General features: G+C 33.3%; 14 protein-coding genes and 3 pseudogenes. 7 read left to right on the top strand and 10 right to left on the bottom strand.

Annotated elements, in window-relative coordinates; all coding sequences use genetic code 11:
- Window positions 1-62 precede the first annotated feature (62 nt).
- Window positions 63-986: a LysR substrate-binding domain-containing protein gene (locus AC5YDH_RS04715; protein WP_496117232.1), complete on the top strand. Its 924-nt coding sequence runs from the start codon at window positions 63-65 to the stop codon at window positions 984-986.
- A 64-nt stretch (window positions 987-1,050) separates the two neighbouring features.
- Here the strand turns inward: AC5YDH_RS04715 and ahpC are convergent, their stop codons facing one another.
- Both ahpC and AC5YDH_RS04705 read right to left on the bottom strand, forming a co-directional pair.
- Window positions 1,051-1,614 carry an alkyl hydroperoxide reductase subunit C gene (ahpC, locus tag AC5YDH_RS04710; RefSeq protein ID WP_496117230.1) on the bottom strand — a complete coding sequence of 188 codons (564 nt, stop codon included), beginning with the start codon at window positions 1,612-1,614 and terminating at the stop codon, window positions 1,051-1,053.
- Between the two features lie 135 nt (window positions 1,615-1,749).
- Entirely contained in the window at window positions 1,750-2,112 is a 363-nt protein-coding gene (locus AC5YDH_RS04705; RefSeq protein WP_496117228.1) for a winged helix-turn-helix transcriptional regulator, read from the bottom strand.
- A 251-nt stretch (window positions 2,113-2,363) separates the two neighbouring features.
- Here AC5YDH_RS04705 and AC5YDH_RS04700 point away from each other — a divergent pair, with 251 nt between their 5' ends.
- Entirely contained in the window at window positions 2,364-3,224 is an 861-nt protein-coding gene (locus AC5YDH_RS04700; RefSeq protein ID WP_496117226.1) for an SDR family oxidoreductase, read from the top strand.
- Between the two features lie 35 nt (window positions 3,225-3,259).
- The gene (locus tag AC5YDH_RS04695; protein WP_496117224.1) at window positions 3,260-3,892 is read left to right on the top strand and encodes a nitroreductase family protein; all 633 of its coding nucleotides are present in this window, start codon (window positions 3,260-3,262) and stop codon (window positions 3,890-3,892) included.
- A 93-nt stretch (window positions 3,893-3,985) separates the two neighbouring features.
- On the opposite strand, the gene AC5YDH_RS04690 is transcribed toward AC5YDH_RS04695, so the two are convergent.
- The 4 genes and pseudogenes from AC5YDH_RS04690 to AC5YDH_RS04675 form a co-directional block, all read right to left on the bottom strand.
- Window positions 3,986-4,399 (bottom strand): hypothetical protein, encoded by a 414-nt coding sequence (locus tag AC5YDH_RS04690; RefSeq protein ID WP_496117222.1) that lies wholly within the window; start codon window positions 4,397-4,399, stop codon window positions 3,986-3,988.
- Window positions 4,400-4,688: 289 nt separating this feature from the next.
- Window positions 4,689-4,817, bottom strand: a pseudogene (locus tag AC5YDH_RS04685) (IS5/IS1182 family transposase); the annotation flags it as partial.
- 108 nt (window positions 4,818-4,925) lie between these two features.
- Window positions 4,926-7,595, bottom strand: coding sequence for an autotransporter family protein (locus AC5YDH_RS04680; RefSeq protein ID WP_496117220.1), 2,670 nt, complete (start codon window positions 7,593-7,595; stop codon window positions 4,926-4,928).
- An 800-nt stretch (window positions 7,596-8,395) separates the two neighbouring features.
- Window positions 8,396-9,046 (bottom strand): annotated as a pseudogene (locus AC5YDH_RS04675) (IS1 family transposase).
- Between the two features lie 128 nt (window positions 9,047-9,174).
- On the opposite strand from AC5YDH_RS04675, the pseudogene AC5YDH_RS04670 reads away from it, so the two are divergent.
- Window positions 9,175-9,291: pseudogene (locus AC5YDH_RS04670) on the top strand (HAD family hydrolase); the annotation flags it as partial.
- 111 nt (window positions 9,292-9,402) lie between these two features.
- Here AC5YDH_RS04670 and ssb read toward each other — a convergent pair.
- From ssb to AC5YDH_RS04655, 3 genes are all read right to left on the bottom strand, one after another.
- On the bottom strand, window positions 9,403-9,996 hold the full coding sequence (gene ssb, locus AC5YDH_RS04665) for a single-stranded DNA-binding protein (protein ID WP_496117219.1): 594 nt from the start codon (window positions 9,994-9,996) through the stop codon (window positions 9,403-9,405).
- A 51-nt stretch (window positions 9,997-10,047) separates the two neighbouring features.
- The gene (locus AC5YDH_RS04660) at window positions 10,048-11,412 is read right to left on the bottom strand and encodes an MFS transporter (RefSeq protein ID WP_496117217.1); all 1,365 of its coding nucleotides are present in this window, start codon (window positions 11,410-11,412) and stop codon (window positions 10,048-10,050) included.
- Between the two features lie 154 nt (window positions 11,413-11,566).
- Window positions 11,567-12,646 carry a DUF475 domain-containing protein gene (locus tag AC5YDH_RS04655; RefSeq protein ID WP_496117215.1) on the bottom strand — a complete coding sequence of 360 codons (1,080 nt, stop codon included), beginning with the start codon at window positions 12,644-12,646 and terminating at the stop codon, window positions 11,567-11,569.
- A gap of 322 nt (window positions 12,647-12,968) precedes the next feature.
- Between AC5YDH_RS04655 and tenA the strand changes: the two genes are divergently transcribed.
- Window positions 12,969-13,640 carry a thiaminase II gene (gene tenA / locus AC5YDH_RS04650; RefSeq protein ID WP_496117213.1) on the top strand — a complete coding sequence of 224 codons (672 nt, stop codon included), beginning with the start codon at window positions 12,969-12,971 and terminating at the stop codon, window positions 13,638-13,640.
- A 254-nt stretch (window positions 13,641-13,894) separates the two neighbouring features.
- Here the strand turns inward: tenA and AC5YDH_RS04645 are convergent, their stop codons facing one another.
- The gene (locus AC5YDH_RS04645; protein ID WP_311917960.1) at window positions 13,895-14,236 is read right to left on the bottom strand and encodes a GlpM family protein; all 342 of its coding nucleotides are present in this window, start codon (window positions 14,234-14,236) and stop codon (window positions 13,895-13,897) included.
- Between the two features lie 241 nt (window positions 14,237-14,477).
- Here AC5YDH_RS04645 and AC5YDH_RS04640 point away from each other — a divergent pair, with 241 nt between their 5' ends.
- On the top strand, window positions 14,478-14,921 hold the full coding sequence (locus AC5YDH_RS04640; RefSeq protein ID WP_496117211.1) for a GNAT family N-acetyltransferase: 444 nt from the start codon (window positions 14,478-14,480) through the stop codon (window positions 14,919-14,921).
- 213 nt (window positions 14,922-15,134) lie between these two features.
- A complete protein-coding gene (locus tag AC5YDH_RS04635) occupies window positions 15,135-15,518 on the top strand; it encodes a hypothetical protein (RefSeq protein ID WP_496117209.1) in 384 nt (127 codons plus the stop codon).
- Window positions 15,519-15,540: the final 22 nt, after the last annotated feature.

Raw genomic sequence — 15,540 nt, 5'->3', positions numbered from 1 at the left:
TTAAATAATATCCTTTATGATGAGGATTCAAATTTCAAAATATTGCTTTGTACGGAGCGAACATGCATTCATTTGATGATTATTACTACTTTTACCTTGTTGTAAAACATGGTGGATTTAGTGCAGCTAGTGAAGCAAGCAATATTACAAAGTCTAAATTAAGCCGTCGAATTTTAGATTTAGAAAATAAATTTGATGTCACGCTTATTCAAAGATCGACCCGACATTTTAAGGTCACGCCTTTAGGACAAGAGTTTTTTGAGACATGTGAAAAAATTATTTCACAAACAGATGTTGCTCAAAATATTTTAATGAAACAAACGCTTGAGCCAAGTGGTTTAGTGAAGTTGAGTTGCCCATCTGTCATGATGAAATATCAAATTCGTCCACTACTAAATCAATTTTTAAAGCAATATCCAAAAGTTAAAGTCGAAATGGAGTTAACAAGCCGTCGTGTTGATATTTTGCATGATGATATCGATTTAGCCATTAGAACAAACTTCGAAAGTAACGAAGACTCTAGCATTATTGTTCGTGATGTTATTCGCACAACACATTGTTTGGTTGCAAGCCCTGAGTTATTACAAGGACATATTATTGAACATATTACGGAGCTTTATAACTACCCAAGTATTGTTTTAGGTACGCAAAAAACCAATTACCGTTGGTCTTTATACAATGAAAAATATAATGAAAAAATTGATATTCACTTAGATCCGCGTATAAAAAGTAATGATTTATCGGGTGCTTATTTTTCCGCTATAGATGGTTTAGGTATTGCAGATTTACCCTTATTAACCGTAGAACAAGATATTCACAACGGTCGTTTAATTCATATTTTACCTGAATGGTGCTCAAATATTGGTACGGTGCAAATTGTTTACTCTTCTCGTAAAGGTCAACGTCTTGTTATGGAAAAGTTAATCGATCACCTTATTTACGGCGTTAGAAACTATGCAACATCCACACAAGGCTATATTGCATAACACTCAAATTGACACAAAAAAGCCAGAACAAATGTTCTGGCTTTTTACTGATCTAATTCATTGATTAGATTTTACCAACCAAGTCAATTGACGGTGCTAAAGTTGCATCACCTTCTTTCCACTTAGCAGGACAAACTTCACCAGGGTGAGTAAATACATACTGAGCTGCTTTTAATTTACGAAGTAATTCAGATGCATCACGACCAATACCACCCGCATTAATTTCTACAATTTGAATTGTTCCATTAGGATCAATTACAAACGTACCACGATCAGCTAAACCATCTTGTTCAATAAGAACATCAAAGTTCTTAGCAAGTGTCCAAGTCGGATCACCTACCATTGGATATTCAATTTTTTTGATTTCTTCAGAAGAATCATGCCAAGCCTTATGCGTGAAATGTGTATCTGTAGAAACAGAATAAACCTCAACACCCATTTTTTGGAATTCAGCATAATGATCTGCTAAATCACCTAATTCTGTTGGACATACAAATGTAAAATCTGCAGGATAGAAAAATACAACAGACCACTTACCAATCATGTCTTTATCAGACACTTCAACGAATTCACCATTTTTATATGCAGTTGCTGAAAATGGCTTTACTTGCGTGTTAATTAAACTCATGAGATATCCTCTAGCTTCAATTTATATAAGTGCTTATCTTGTGAAGCTAGAATACGAAAATATATTATATTGGTAAAACAGTACTTTTTTATATATTTAATCGTTTTTACAAATTAAAGCGCGATTTATCAAAACTTACTCTTTCTTGGGTAACAAACTATATATACGATGCTCTTTCCCCCATTCAACCATCGTAATAATTACATTTTCTAAGTTTTTACCCGATTCTGTTAAACCATATTTAGTAACCTTTAAACCATTTTCGATGACATCAAATTTTTTAACGATGCCATTAATTTCCAATTCTTTCAGCTCCTTTGACACCATTCGTGGCGTAATTCCTGTAATTAAATGCTCAATATCTTTAAACCGTCTTTGTTCCTCAAGCAATGTACAAACTATTGCCAGTTTCCATTTGCCATTAATTACGTTTAAAGCATCTTTAAGTGCAACCACAAAACTAGCACTACAACTAGCTTGATTAATGATATTCGTCATGTTTTTTAACTGCCTTTACTTATTTATTATATATTATTCATACAAAAAATAATTTAACTATAATCAAGTATAGCAAGCTTAAATTTACCTTTACAACAACACAATTCACACATATTATTTGACTTAAGTCACATAATTAGATTATCTAATTTCTTTCAACCACATAGAATATCTCTACATATTGGAAGAAATATAAATATTATTTTATTCATTAGATTGTCTATTCACATATAAAAATCAGAGGATAGAACATGATATTAGTTACAGGCGCAACAGGTCAGTTAGGCTCAAGTGTCACCTCCCAATTAAGCAAAATTACATCAAAAAATCAATTTGCTATTTTTGCTCGAGATGAAAAAAAAGCGGTACCATATATAGAACAAAATATTGAGGTTCGTATCGGTGATTTCAATCAAATCTCATCTTTAGGTCATGCCTTTGAAGGTGTTACCAAACTTTTATTAATATCCACAATGGAGTTTAACCGCTTCGAACAACATAAGAATGTGATTGATGCTGCAAAAATGGCAGGTGTAAAACATATTATTTACACAGGTCTAGCCATTCAAAACATTGAAACATCAAATGTTCAAGATTTAATGCAAAGCCATTTTGAGACAGAAAAGTATATTCAAGCTTCAGGCTTAGACTTCACTTTTGTTCGAAATACAATGTATACAGATGCAATTCCAATGATTGTGGGTAATAAAGTCTTTGAAAATGGTATTTATTTATCAGGTGGAGATGGCAAAGTTCCCTATGCTTTACGCAGAGAAATGGGTGAAGCAATTGCAAACTTACTTGTGCAAGACAATCACGAAAATAAAACGTACAACATTACAGGCGATGTCGCTTACTCCTATGCAGATGTAGCTCAAGCCCTCAGTGAGATTAGCCATCATAAAGTTGAATACATCGATTTAGATGAAATTCTGTATGAACAATTATTAACAGATATCCATCTTCCTGAATTCCTTATTTATTTAACAAAAGGAACTGTTGTAGATATCAAACAACATCAATATGAAATTAATAGTTCAGACTTAAAAACCTTATTAGGTAGACCACCTTTAGATTTGAAATCTGCACTAAAAGAGCTATACCAACTTTAATCCCTAAACACTACTCGTAAAAAATAGGAATACATATGGAACTTTTGAATGCTTTAAATTGGCGCTATGCAACTAAACGTATGACTGGCGAGAAACTTGATCCTGCTCTTGTAAATCAAATTGTTGAAGCTGCTCGTTTAGCTCCAACATCGGCAGGCGTACAACCCTTTCATATTTTTGTTATTTCAAACCCAGAATTAAAAGAAAAAATTTCACCTATCGCATTCAATCAGCCTCAAATTACAGAGTCATCTCATTTACTTGTTTTTACGGCTTGGGACAAAATGGATCCAGAGCGTATTCAAGCAATTTATGACTATACAAATAATGAACGTGGTTTACCTTTAGACAAAACAGCAGATGTCGTTGCGGGTTTAAATAACTTGTTCTCTACTTTCACAGAAGAACAACAGCACCATCATGCATCTAAACAAGCGCACATTGGTTTTGGTATGGCAATTGCAGCCGCTGCAGAATTAAAAGTAGATGCGACACCAATGGAAGGTTTCGATAAAAACCAATTAGATGAATTATTAGATTTAAAATCGAAAGGTTTAATGTCTTGTACTTTACTTGCTTTAGGTCGTCGTCAGCCTGAAGGTGATTGGTTAAGCGTATTAAAAAAAGTACGTCGCCCTACAGAAGAATTTATTACTGAAATTAAATAATAAATGAATAAGTAAATAAATAAAAAGAGCATCTATATTGATGCTCTTTTTATATTAAAAAATAAAGATCTAAAAATTGATACTAATACAGCATTAAGATTTTTTTGCCTTACAGACATATTTGTACACTTTCATAAGATTTGTATGAGAATCATAAATAGGTTCAAAATAGACTGTTGAAAAGGGGGTATCTGTATCTATCGCTTTACCATTCGGCTTAAAACGCTGACTCATAATGGTCGCTTTTGTCTGCTCTTTACAATTAATTTGATGTATAGCTTGAATATAGCCTTTTGGTGCAATTTGCAAAGATGGCACACCATATTTATAAATATATTTATAGCCATATTCCACAACAGATGGATATCCTGCCACACGTTTTACATGGTTTGAATTTACAAAAGTTTCACCATATTCGTCTGTACTGACTTTGACCCAATTTTCTGTTGTTGCTGCATAACATGTTGTCGTAAACATCAGAACCGATATCGCAATATATTTTTTCAATTTAATTTCCCCAAAAAATAATTATTCGTGTTTTATGCTGTATTTATAATAGATTTTTTACATTTTCACAAAATAAAAAAACCTTTGATAGATCAAAGGGTTTTTTTAATACGGCTTAATTTTTAAAAGTTAAAACGGATATATACACCAAAATAAAATATCTTATTAAATATAATCAATATATAAATTTATGTGAAATTTAATGTTAACCGATATATCTATTAAATAGATTAAAAATAGCTTTTTACATAAAGATTTAAAAAGCTAGGCTCTCCTAAATGAACTAAATTTAAGAGACAGCTTGGATATGAGGGCGACCTAATTTTGTAAATTTATTCAAAACTGCTACGTGTGCATGGATCTCATTTACCTGACTTGGAAAACTCATTGCTGTTAATTTATCGCCTAATAGTTTGATGTAAAAAAGCCCCTAAATAAGGGACTTTTTATACAGACAAACAAAGCTTATGAAAATAAAAGACACCTTTTTTAGGTGCCTTTTATCTTTAAATAATAAACTTATGACTTAGAAATTATATTTCCAACCAATATTACCTTGGTAAGTGTTATTACTATGACCACCACCAACGTATGAAGCATTAATCCAAACTTGGCTATTTTTAGAAATATGCCCTTCAATACCTACTTTAATTTCACCTAAGTCTTTTGAACTTTCGTTTGCATAACGAACATCATCAATAACAACCGAATACGGCGCAGTATTATGAATATAGTTCAAAGCTAAAAATGGTCTATAACTTGTTAAGCTAGTTTTGCTTGTTGGAATCTCTAAGTAAGTTTTAAAACCTAAACGTGCTTGTAGATTATCTGAACCATTATAAATATTGGTTCCTTGAGCATCTGTAAAATCATCTGCATGTACACCTTGATAAATCAATTGTGCTTGAGGTTGAATCCACCAATCTTTTTTACCATCTTTATTCAGCAAGTAATCACCGCCAGCTTCAATAGAAGCGGTAATACCAGATGAATCATAGTTATAAAGATTTTTGTCTGCAGAATCAATTTTGTTATTGAACTTATTCCATTGAATCCAGCTATCAATATACGCACCACGTTTTTCTACAGGATGAGCATACCAAGTACCATATAAACCTACGCTATAACCATCAATTTTAGCCTTAGATTGTCGACCCGTTAACTCAGAACGTGTTTTACTGTCATAGCGTGCAAAACCAGCCATAGCACCTAAATTAAACTGATCTTCTTCACCTAAAGAAACCAAACCTGAACCAATTTGAGTCACAAAACTATTACCTTCTGTTTTTAATTGGTTGCCCATGCTGTCGAATTCGTTATAACCACCATAAGCACGAACCCATACATTTGCTTTTTCTTTATCGTCTAGCGTTTGATATTGACTTGCACCTTCACGATCTTCCAATCTTAAGGTAAATAGAGTATTCGTCATTGTTTCTATAGCTAAATAAGACCCAACATCTGGTGTATATACAGGGAGATATACTGGTGTTGATGCTTCTTGTCCTTTAGGTACTTCAGGTATATTATTTACTAAATAATTTCTTAAATACCAATTATCTGCATTTTCTTCATTTTCCAGATACAAACCATAGTCATAAGAACCAGCAGAGATATAATTAGCTTTTAAAGAAAAAGTTTTATTAGATTCTGAAGAACCTGTTTCAATAATTAGAATACCTTTAGATGTCGCAGTTCCTACACCGCCAACATTATTTACTTGAACAGTAGTTGAACCTGTAGCAGCACCAGTAATAATCAATTTATCTGTTGCAGAATTATCATCTTCTAGAATTGTATCTAACTTTATTGTTCCAGCATTTCCAATGTAATTACCTTTAATTTCAGTAATATCACCCAGTCTATTATTTTCTAAAATAATATTACCAGCATTAATGAAAGTACCAACATTTTCAAAAATACTATTTTGAGCAAATGCACTATCATTGGCTGTAACTAAGTTGCCTGTATTAACTAACGAGTTATTCTTACCAAAAACACTCTTATAACCCGACATATCCCAAATACCCGCGTTTTCAACTTGAGTATTTCCTGTGCCAAGTAACTCAACATAACCAACCATTGAACCTTGGTTATTTAGCGCTATTTCACTATTATTATTGGCAGTTGCCGCAACTAATTTACCCGATTCTGAAGTAATTTCACCTTCATTATGAATCGTTGCTGTGGCGTTTCCAGAAGTTTGATTATTCGTTTCATTATTTAAATAAATAGCCGTATTTAATGCACCTAAAGATGCACCTTTTTCAACTATGATATTCGTATTTTCTAGACCTGTACTATTAATACCATACGTATTATTTTCAATTACAGAACCATTTTCTAACACAACATTGGTGCTTGCAGTCACACCTTTATTTGCCTTAGATAAAATTCCCGATGCAAAACCAGATATAGTTCCTGCATTGATAATATTCGCAGGGTTTGCAACATTAGCTCTTTCTTCAATAAAAATACCTGCACTAGAAAACTGATTTTTAGCAGGATCGGTAATAATTTCACCTGTATTAATGGCAGAAATATTTCCCGTTACATTTTCTCGTACGCTAAGATGAATACCATGTGAACCAGGTAAAATCGTTAATTTACCTCTATTTGTATACGTCACATCACCATCAATAAATCCACCGCTTTGTAAAAACAAACCGCTATTATTTGAACCAGTCGTTGTATTGGTATTAATCGTTGCAGCATTATCAACTGTAATATTTCCTGTCATGCCTTTGTCGGCTTGAACAGCAATACCAAAGCTACTACTTCCCTGTCCTTTAATATTAATAACAGTCTTATCATCTGTAGTGATGTTTACATTACCCTGACCAACAGGCGCCACATATATTCCATCACCATCTGCATTATTTACAGTAATGTTTGAATTATTAACAACAACATTGGTATTGCCTACAGGATCTGTCATCTTTCTTTTATCAATAAAAATTGATGTAAGACCTGATTTAATATTAGAGTTTTCCACTAATAAATCTACAACAGAAAGTGCATTAGCACCTTCTGTATATATTGCAAAATTATGAGTTGTTACTTCAATATTTTGATCTTTGATTTGCTCTTTGCTTGTTGTAAGACTAATTGGAGTAGCCATAGTCATTGTTGACATTAAAGACAAGGATAAAGTCGTTAATTTAAAGCCATGAACAACTAAAGAAGATGGTTTCATCGGAATAACCCTTGAAGCTACTTAGTTCTGTAAGTGCAAAAATATGGGGATATCCTAAAAATTGAGTAAAGTAATCCATTAGCTTGAATTATTACAATTCAAACTATTGATAAACAAAAATTATTTAGAATATTCCGATAATACGCATACCTATACAAAACAGGAGATATATAAAAATAGGAGATATAAAACTCATGAGTGAAAATACACTCATAAAAAGTTTTTTAAATTTAGTGAACAATAACTTTGATAAAAAAATACAAGCGTGGGAGAAATTTATAACCTGTATAAAGTGAGTCATATATGTTCACTGGTTAAAAATTTTACAAGAAATATCATCTGATACAAGCATTCGCCCTATGAGATTAGATGATCAAAATGATTGAATAATTCAATAAATAGGATATAAATCAGATTAATTTGATTGGTTTTTTTTAATTCATTTTATTTTTTAATAACATATTTTTAGTGGTTTAAAACTTATTACTTGACCCTTTATGCCAATTAATTATCATTTTTAAAATCCATATGAATAAAAAGTATAAGTAAAAAGCTAAACCTTACCATTTATAACAATAGACATTCTCCTATAAACCTCTAAATAAGGCGTTATAAGAGATAACTAAAAATCTAAAATGCAAAATACAGTAGACACAAACATGAATAGTATCCATATTCATCCTAAAAGTTGTAATTTTTAGAATTGAATAGGTAATACCCCCATTATTAATTGAGGTTAAAAGTAGAAAGTTATAAGCCTTTATTATCGTTTTAGGCTGTGTTTAAAAAAGTATGTAGGATTAAATGCAGCCTTTATTGATGTAGAAGAAGGTTAAATCAAAAGTCTTAAAGTAGTGTTCTAACTTTTTCGAAAAATTACAGCTCCTCCTAAACACATACCTAATCCGATGTCTGATTCTGCAATTATTACCCTCAATACCTACAGTAAAGAATTTACCAATCGATTGCTTATAATTTTTAAAAGCAGTGACAAAACTGTCCCATAAATCACTCGTAATTCGAGTATATTCAGCACCTAATTTTTTAAGCTTAGCTTTAAGCCGTTGGACCGTAGCTAAATCCCTTTTGCCCCCAATATTAGCAACAATCTCTCCTGTTTCTCGATGATATGCATAAATAAGCCATTGTTTATTTTTTTTATTCCCTAAAAAAGCCCAAAACTCATCTACTTCAAGACATTCGTAGTGGCTTTGCTTCAGCTGAATCTAATAGGTCAACTCGCTTAAGGTTCGTAATACCTTGCCCATACTGATACGCTCAACTTCAGCAATATTTCTTACACCGCTTCTTCTGACCATTAAATGTAATATCTTGCCGGTAATACCTGAGTTGCACCATTGATAGTTTTGCTTGCCATATAGCTTGAAGCCATTTTTCTTTATACTGTCACTTAGACAGGTCGGACATTTGAGTTCTAATGTTATTTGCATCTCACTATTCTATCAAAAGCCAACCTGTTTTTTATCAGCATAATTTTTGAAACACCACCTGAAATAAGATTATTTCTTGGTGAATGTCTAAACTAAATATGAGTTATTGCAAAGACAGTTAAAATACTATGTCCTATCAACCTAAAGTCATTATTTTTGATGCTTTTGGCACACTTGTTAAAATAGGTGAAAGCCATTCTCCATATTGTCAATTAATGAAATGGTTGAGGGAAATAAGTAAAAAAGCTTCTCTTATTTACAAAATAAAAGAAGCTTTTTCTTATCTTAAGTGTTTGATTTTACATATTAATAACTAAATTAATTTATAACAACTTAACAAATTACTTAGGTATATGTCAAAATGGTAAATCATCATCTAAATCTGAAGGTGCTGTCGCCATTGGCTTAGCAGCTTGTTGTGGCTTAGGTGCTTGGAAACCTTGATTAACATTGTTTCCATAATTACCTTGAGGTGCTTGCTGTTGGTTATTATAACCACCCGCTTGCTGACCACCGTAACCACCTTGATTACCGTAGCTATTACCACCACCTTGATTATTGTTAAAACGTGGTTGAGCAAAACCGTCTTGAGAATCACCACTTTGTTGCTGACGATTTGCAGAATCTAACATTTGCATTTGTTCGCCACGAATTTCAGTCGTGTAACGCTCTTGACCACTTTGATCTGTCCATTGACGTGTACGTAGTGAACCTTCGATATAAACCTTAGAACCTTTACGTAAATATTGCTGTGCAATTTCACCTAAACGGTTATGTAATACAATACGGTGCCATTCAGTTTGTTCTTTACGCTCACCAGAGCTTTTATCTGTCCAAGACTCGCTTGTAGCGATAGAAAACTGAGTTAACGATCCACCATTTGGAAATGTTTTTGTTTCAGGGTCTTTACCCAAAGTACCAACTAAGATTACTTTATTTACGCCGCGCATTTGCTGTTATCTTCCTATTCAATTCTATGTTTTACTTTATAAGAGTTCTCATTAAATGACTACCTCTTTACCTAACAAGTGCGTTAAATGTTGTCGTGCAGCATCATCTATCTGCAATTTATCAACTTTTACATAAGCAACTTGTTGATCGGGCATCACTAAGACTTCTTCAATACCACGAATTGCCAATAATTGAGAAGTCCATTCATCTGTTTGTTTGGTATCAGGCAATCTCAATACCAAAGATGATAAATAACGAGGTTGCGATAAACCAAAACTAATGATTAACCAAACAATTGCAATTGTCGTTAATATGCCCCATCCCATTGCAGTGTTATTTAACATGATCAATTGACCACCCAAAATACCACCACAAAATGCACCTAAAAATTGACCACTTGCATTTACCCCCATAGCCGTTGCTTTAGACTGAATAGGCGCAGATTTTGACAACCATGAAGGCAATAAAGCCTCCATAACATTAAATGCAATAAAGAATAATCCTAAACCTAAAAGCAAAATGTATTTAGATTCAAATCCAAATATCATAAAGATTAAGCCCAAAATAATTCCAACAATGGCTGTCAGGAAAATACCTCGCATTTTGCGATATTTTTCCGCCAAAATAATGCTTGGAAATGCAAAAAAGAGACTTATAACTAATAATGGTAAATAAACTAAACCATGACTAGAAAGCGGAATTTTTGCATAGTTAATGAGCTGTAAAGGCACATATATAAACATAGAGGTAAGTAGCAAATGTAATGAAAAAACTGAAACGTGTAAGCGATTCAAATCTTTCATTCTCAGCACTTCTTTCAACTGTACAAAATAACCTTGCTGAAAGTTTTTATGATGACGCTTCACTTTTGGCACAAGAAATAGCATTGAAATGGCAAGCAATCCCATAATTGTTGTGACCCAGAATAAGCCCGAAATGCCAACTAAACTCGTTAACCAAGGACCTAAACTAAAAGCCACAACAAAAGATAAGCCAATGCTCATACCCATGAATGCCATGGCTTTAGAGCGCTGTTCTTCACGCGTTACATCTGCAAGTAAAGCCATAACCACTGCTGAAACTGCCCCACCACCAGCAATAGCACGACCAACAATCACACCATAAATTGTGTCTGACATTGCCGCAATTGCACCACCTACAGCAAAAAGTAACAGTCCAAACACAATTAAAGGTTTGCGGCTATAGCGGTCTGCAATAAGGCTAAATGGAATTTGTAAAATAGCTTGAGTTAAACCATAAACCCCCACTGCTAAACCAATCAGTGCAGGTGTTGCCCCTTCATAAGCCTGACCTACCACTGAAAATACAGGGATGATCATGAACAGTCCCAACATGCGTAAGGCAAAAATACTACTTAAAGCAAAGGTTGAGCGACGTTCTAGGGCATTCATCATAGGTCGTTAAAACTCGTTAATTTCTGTGGAAGATTATAGGACATTTGGTGCAAATCTCGGCATATATTTTATTTTAAATATAGATGATCACCATCTAAAAAAACAAAAAAGCGCAACTTACGTTACGCTTCTCAACAACTTAATCACAAAGAAGTTATGTCATTTGTCGTTTATTATATTGAATAGATGCCACAACAGCCCAAACAATAAATGCTACACCAATTAAGCCCGTAACAACTTCTGGAACATGTAAGCCTGTACCACTTGCAATCATAATAAATGCTAAAGCACCAATTGCATAATGTGCACCATGCTCTAAGTAAATGTACGCATCTAAAGTCCCTTTATCGACTAAGTAAATAGTCATAGAACGTACAAACATTGCACCAATTGCAAGACCTAGCATAATAATAACAACATCTGAAGTAATGGCAAAAGCACCAATTACACCATCAAAACTAAATGACGCATCTAATACTTCTAAATAAAGGAAACCACCAATACCCGCTTTAACTACACCACCGGGAACAACATTACCGTTTTTATCTACACTATTGCCATCTTCATCAACTTCAGGCTCACCACCCAATAAATGACTCAGTACTTGAACACCAATGTAAACCACAATGCCCCAGATACCCGCCATTGTCACCACTAAACGCTTGGCTTCATCTACATTTGCAGCCATAACAAGTAAAGCAATAAGTGCAACAAAAACAGACATTGCAGGAACATTTGCTAAATTTGATAAACGACGTTCAAACCATTTAAACCAATGTGTATCTTTACCTTCATCTAAAAAGAAGTTTAAAAATACTAACAATAAGAATGATCCACCAAATGCAGCAATTTCAGGATGATGATCCATTAATCGTTGCGAATAGGTCTTTGGATCATTCAATGCCAATTGAACGACTTCTACAAAACCCATGTCCGCTGTTACTGCAACAATAGCAACTGGGAAAATTAAGCGCATACCAAAAACAGCAACCAAAATACCCACAGTTAAAAAGAGCATTTTCCAAAAATGATCCCAATTGCGTAGGACTGAGGCATTTACAACAGCATTATCGAAAGATAAAGACACTTCCATAATGGCTAGAATTGCTGTTACTGTTAAAGCTGTAAGCATGGTCTGTATGCCAGCTTCTGGTCCATGGGTATAACCCCAATATGCCGATATCGCTAAACATACGATCGTAAAGAAAATAGAGAAACCAAAATGTTTCAACATGGTAAAACGACCTTAAATAATTTAAATATTAAAAATTTGGTAAAATTATACAGCACAAAATTTACTTTTATTTTCTGTTTTAGACATTTCACATATCTGTAGTTGGCTTGTTTTGTATAGTTTTTACCGTGGAAGATCATCAAGTAAGTCTAGTCTTCACTGATTTAACTTTGCTCAATTATGATCCTTTTTTTTCATTAATCAAAAACCTTCATATTATTTTTTGAAACCATGTAAATATTTATACTTCTTCAACACGATTGCTACGCACAATTGTTATATTAAGCTCAACAATATCAACATGCTCTAAATAGGATTTGAAATGAGCTTTTCACAAGATGTTTGGTCACGAAATTTAGATTTATATCAAAAAACACTGCAACACCCTTTTAACCAAGAACTTGCTCAAGGTACTTTAAATAAAGACGCATTTTGTCATTATGTCATTCAAGATGCTCACTACTTAGTCGCTTATGGTCGCTCGCTTGCGGTATGTGCGGCAAAAGCATTTAGCGCAGAAGAAATTATTCAATTCTCTGAAGCGGCAAAACTTGCGATTGTGTTTGAACGTGAAATGCACAATGAATTTTTAGATCAATTTAAAATTTCTGCGGAAAATTTTGAAACTACTCCGCTTACGCTTGCTTGCCATCATTACACTTCATTTTTACAAGCAACGGCTTGGGCTGAAAGCTATCCTGTTGTTTTAGCATCTTTACTTCCTTGTTTCTGGATTTATGCAGAAGTAGGTAAAGATATTGTTAATAAATCTGTCAAAAATAATCCATACCAAGCCTGGATTGATACTTACGCAAGCGATGACTTCCACGAAGCCGTACAAAAAGTCATTGAAACTGTAGATGCAATTGCTGAACGTGCTGATGCTGATACGCTTGAGAAAATGCATCAGGCTTATACACGTGCTGCACAACTTGAGTGGTTATTCTGGGATGGTGCTTACCATCAAAGACAATGGAATGGTTTAGATGCTTAATAGCAAAAACAAACCTGAGCTTTTTTATTGATACGCGACAAAGTCATCCACTGCTGTTCGAGGCAAACAGGTATTTAAAAAACTCCGTTTCTGCGACTGTTCTGAAAAATATTTATTTTTGACGAGTTCAGTGGATGACGAAAGGTTTTGGCTACTTTTGCCGTTACAAAAGTAGCCAATGAGCTCCTCACCTATATAAGCTCAATGGAAAGATTCCCTCACAATGAAAATCTTTATTTAAATAAAATTTAAATTTACTGATGATACAACTGCCAACCATAAATTAAGCCTGCCGCAGCCACCACCCAACACAAAGTCGCAAGTCCCAAACACGACCACATCGACATTTTAGTTGCTAGTACATACACCATAAATAAATAGATGAAATATGGAATAAGCGACCATAAGCCAAAAAGTGCGGTTTTTTGTAGAGCTTCTGCCCCTTGCTGTTGTGAAACTATGACATGTGCAATAAGCGCAAATGTAGGAAATAAAGGAACTAAGCCTGCTATATAGAATGCTTTGCTTTTAGACAAAACTGCAATAATTAAGACAACAGCAGCACCGAGTACGCACTTTAAAAACAAACCAAACATAATTTATTTTTCACAAATTCCTTTTTCAATAGTATAACGAAATACGGATTTTTATTTTAATAGATGCGGAACTCTCACAGCTAAATGAAAAAAAGTTCTAATTTTAGTGAAATGCTTTAATTCGATGCTTTTCATTTTTACACATAATCGACACGATATTAAATAAACCATATATTTCAATATAGTGCTCTTTATAAACATGTGATCTAATCCAAAACTGATTTAATTCAATGGAATAAACGTGGCAATACAATTAGCAACTGCAAACGATCTCGAATGGGTTAATGCTCAATATCAAAAAATAGATTTTGTACCAAGCTCGTTAGACAATGAAATTATTGCAATCGTAACGTATAACGATAAGCTTGCTGGTGTTGGTCGAATTGTTTATCTAAACAAACAAGAAGTCGAAATTGGAGGGATTTATATACTAGATGAATTTCGAGGCTTATCTTTGGCAAACGAGCTTGTGAGTTATTTAGTTGATCTTGCTCAGCAAAAGTATCTTAAAGCCATCTATTGTTTACCATTCGAAAATCTTAAAAACTTTTATCAAAAATTTGGTTTTTATGAATTTGAGCATCATGCGAATTTAGTAAATGAAAAAATTCTGAAAAAACATCAATGGTGCTTAGAAAATTACGACAAGAAAGTTCTGTTACTAAAACGAGTAAATGATGGTTAATTTTTTCCACGCAAATAACACGATATAACTCACGACAAATTTTCTAAATTTTGGAGATAGCAAATATCTAAAGAATAAAAAACCAGCATCTTTAAACTAAATAGAATTTGTCATTTCAATCGTTAAAATTACACTTTTATAACTTGTAATTATGCTTACTTTAATATTATAAATGATAATCATTATCGTTTATTTGGTTTTGGGGTTAGCTATATGACAATTGAAACGCAAGGTACAGAAGCCATGCGCGCCATGATTACATTGCGACAGTGCTGGTTTGAAAATGATGAAATTTACTTAAACCAAGGCTGTTTACATTGTGGCTCTGCCGCAACATATTTAATTTATTTTACCAACCGTAGAATTCAAGACTTAATGTTAAATTTTATTGGACAATATAACTGTAACCCTAAGTTAAATTTTGATTTTTTAGATATCGAAAACTTCACAGAAAAATATGAGCATTTTTTATCTCAACTTGAGCGTTTAGTCATTCAATATTCATTTAGTAAAACCCAACAAGCCAAAACACAGTCTTTTGAAGAAATCGAATCTATCTTTGAACGACCATATTCAGGTTTATGTGATATCGCTTAATTTTTGCAATTTTCAGCCTTTT

Source organism: Acinetobacter sp. FY683 (genome assembly GCF_059515885.1).
The sequence above is the reverse complement of the archived record's forward strand: the minus strand, read 5'-3'. Positions and strand labels throughout refer to the sequence as shown.

Excerpts from the sequence above, each read along its gene's own strand:
- ssb (WP_496117219.1), bottom strand. The coding sequence starts at position 9,996 with ATGCGCGGCGTAAATAAAGTAATCTTAGTTGGTACTTTGGGTAAAGAC.
- AC5YDH_RS04645 (WP_311917960.1), bottom strand. The coding sequence starts at position 14,236 with ATGTTTGGTTTGTTTTTAAAGTGCGTACTCGGTGCTGCTGTTGTCTTA.
- AC5YDH_RS04655 (WP_496117215.1), bottom strand. The coding sequence starts at position 12,646 with ATGTTGAAACATTTTGGTTTCTCTATTTTCTTTACGATCGTATGTTTA.
- AC5YDH_RS04635 (WP_496117209.1), top strand. The coding sequence starts at position 15,135 with ATGACAATTGAAACGCAAGGTACAGAAGCCATGCGCGCCATGATTACA.
- AC5YDH_RS04700 (WP_496117226.1), top strand. The coding sequence starts at position 2,364 with ATGATATTAGTTACAGGCGCAACAGGTCAGTTAGGCTCAAGTGTCACC.
- AC5YDH_RS04660 (WP_496117217.1), bottom strand. The coding sequence starts at position 11,412 with ATGATGAATGCCCTAGAACGTCGCTCAACCTTTGCTTTAAGTAGTATT.
- AC5YDH_RS04705 (WP_496117228.1), bottom strand. The coding sequence starts at position 2,112 with ATGACGAATATCATTAATCAAGCTAGTTGTAGTGCTAGTTTTGTGGTT.
- AC5YDH_RS04715 (WP_496117232.1), top strand. The coding sequence starts at position 63 with ATGCATTCATTTGATGATTATTACTACTTTTACCTTGTTGTAAAACAT.
- ahpC (WP_496117230.1), bottom strand. The coding sequence starts at position 1,614 with ATGAGTTTAATTAACACGCAAGTAAAGCCATTTTCAGCAACTGCATAT.
- AC5YDH_RS04695 (WP_496117224.1), top strand. The coding sequence starts at position 3,260 with ATGGAACTTTTGAATGCTTTAAATTGGCGCTATGCAACTAAACGTATG.
- tenA (WP_496117213.1), top strand. The coding sequence starts at position 12,969 with ATGAGCTTTTCACAAGATGTTTGGTCACGAAATTTAGATTTATATCAA.
- AC5YDH_RS04680 (WP_496117220.1), bottom strand. The coding sequence starts at position 7,595 with ATGAAACCATCTTCTTTAGTTGTTCATGGCTTTAAATTAACGACTTTA.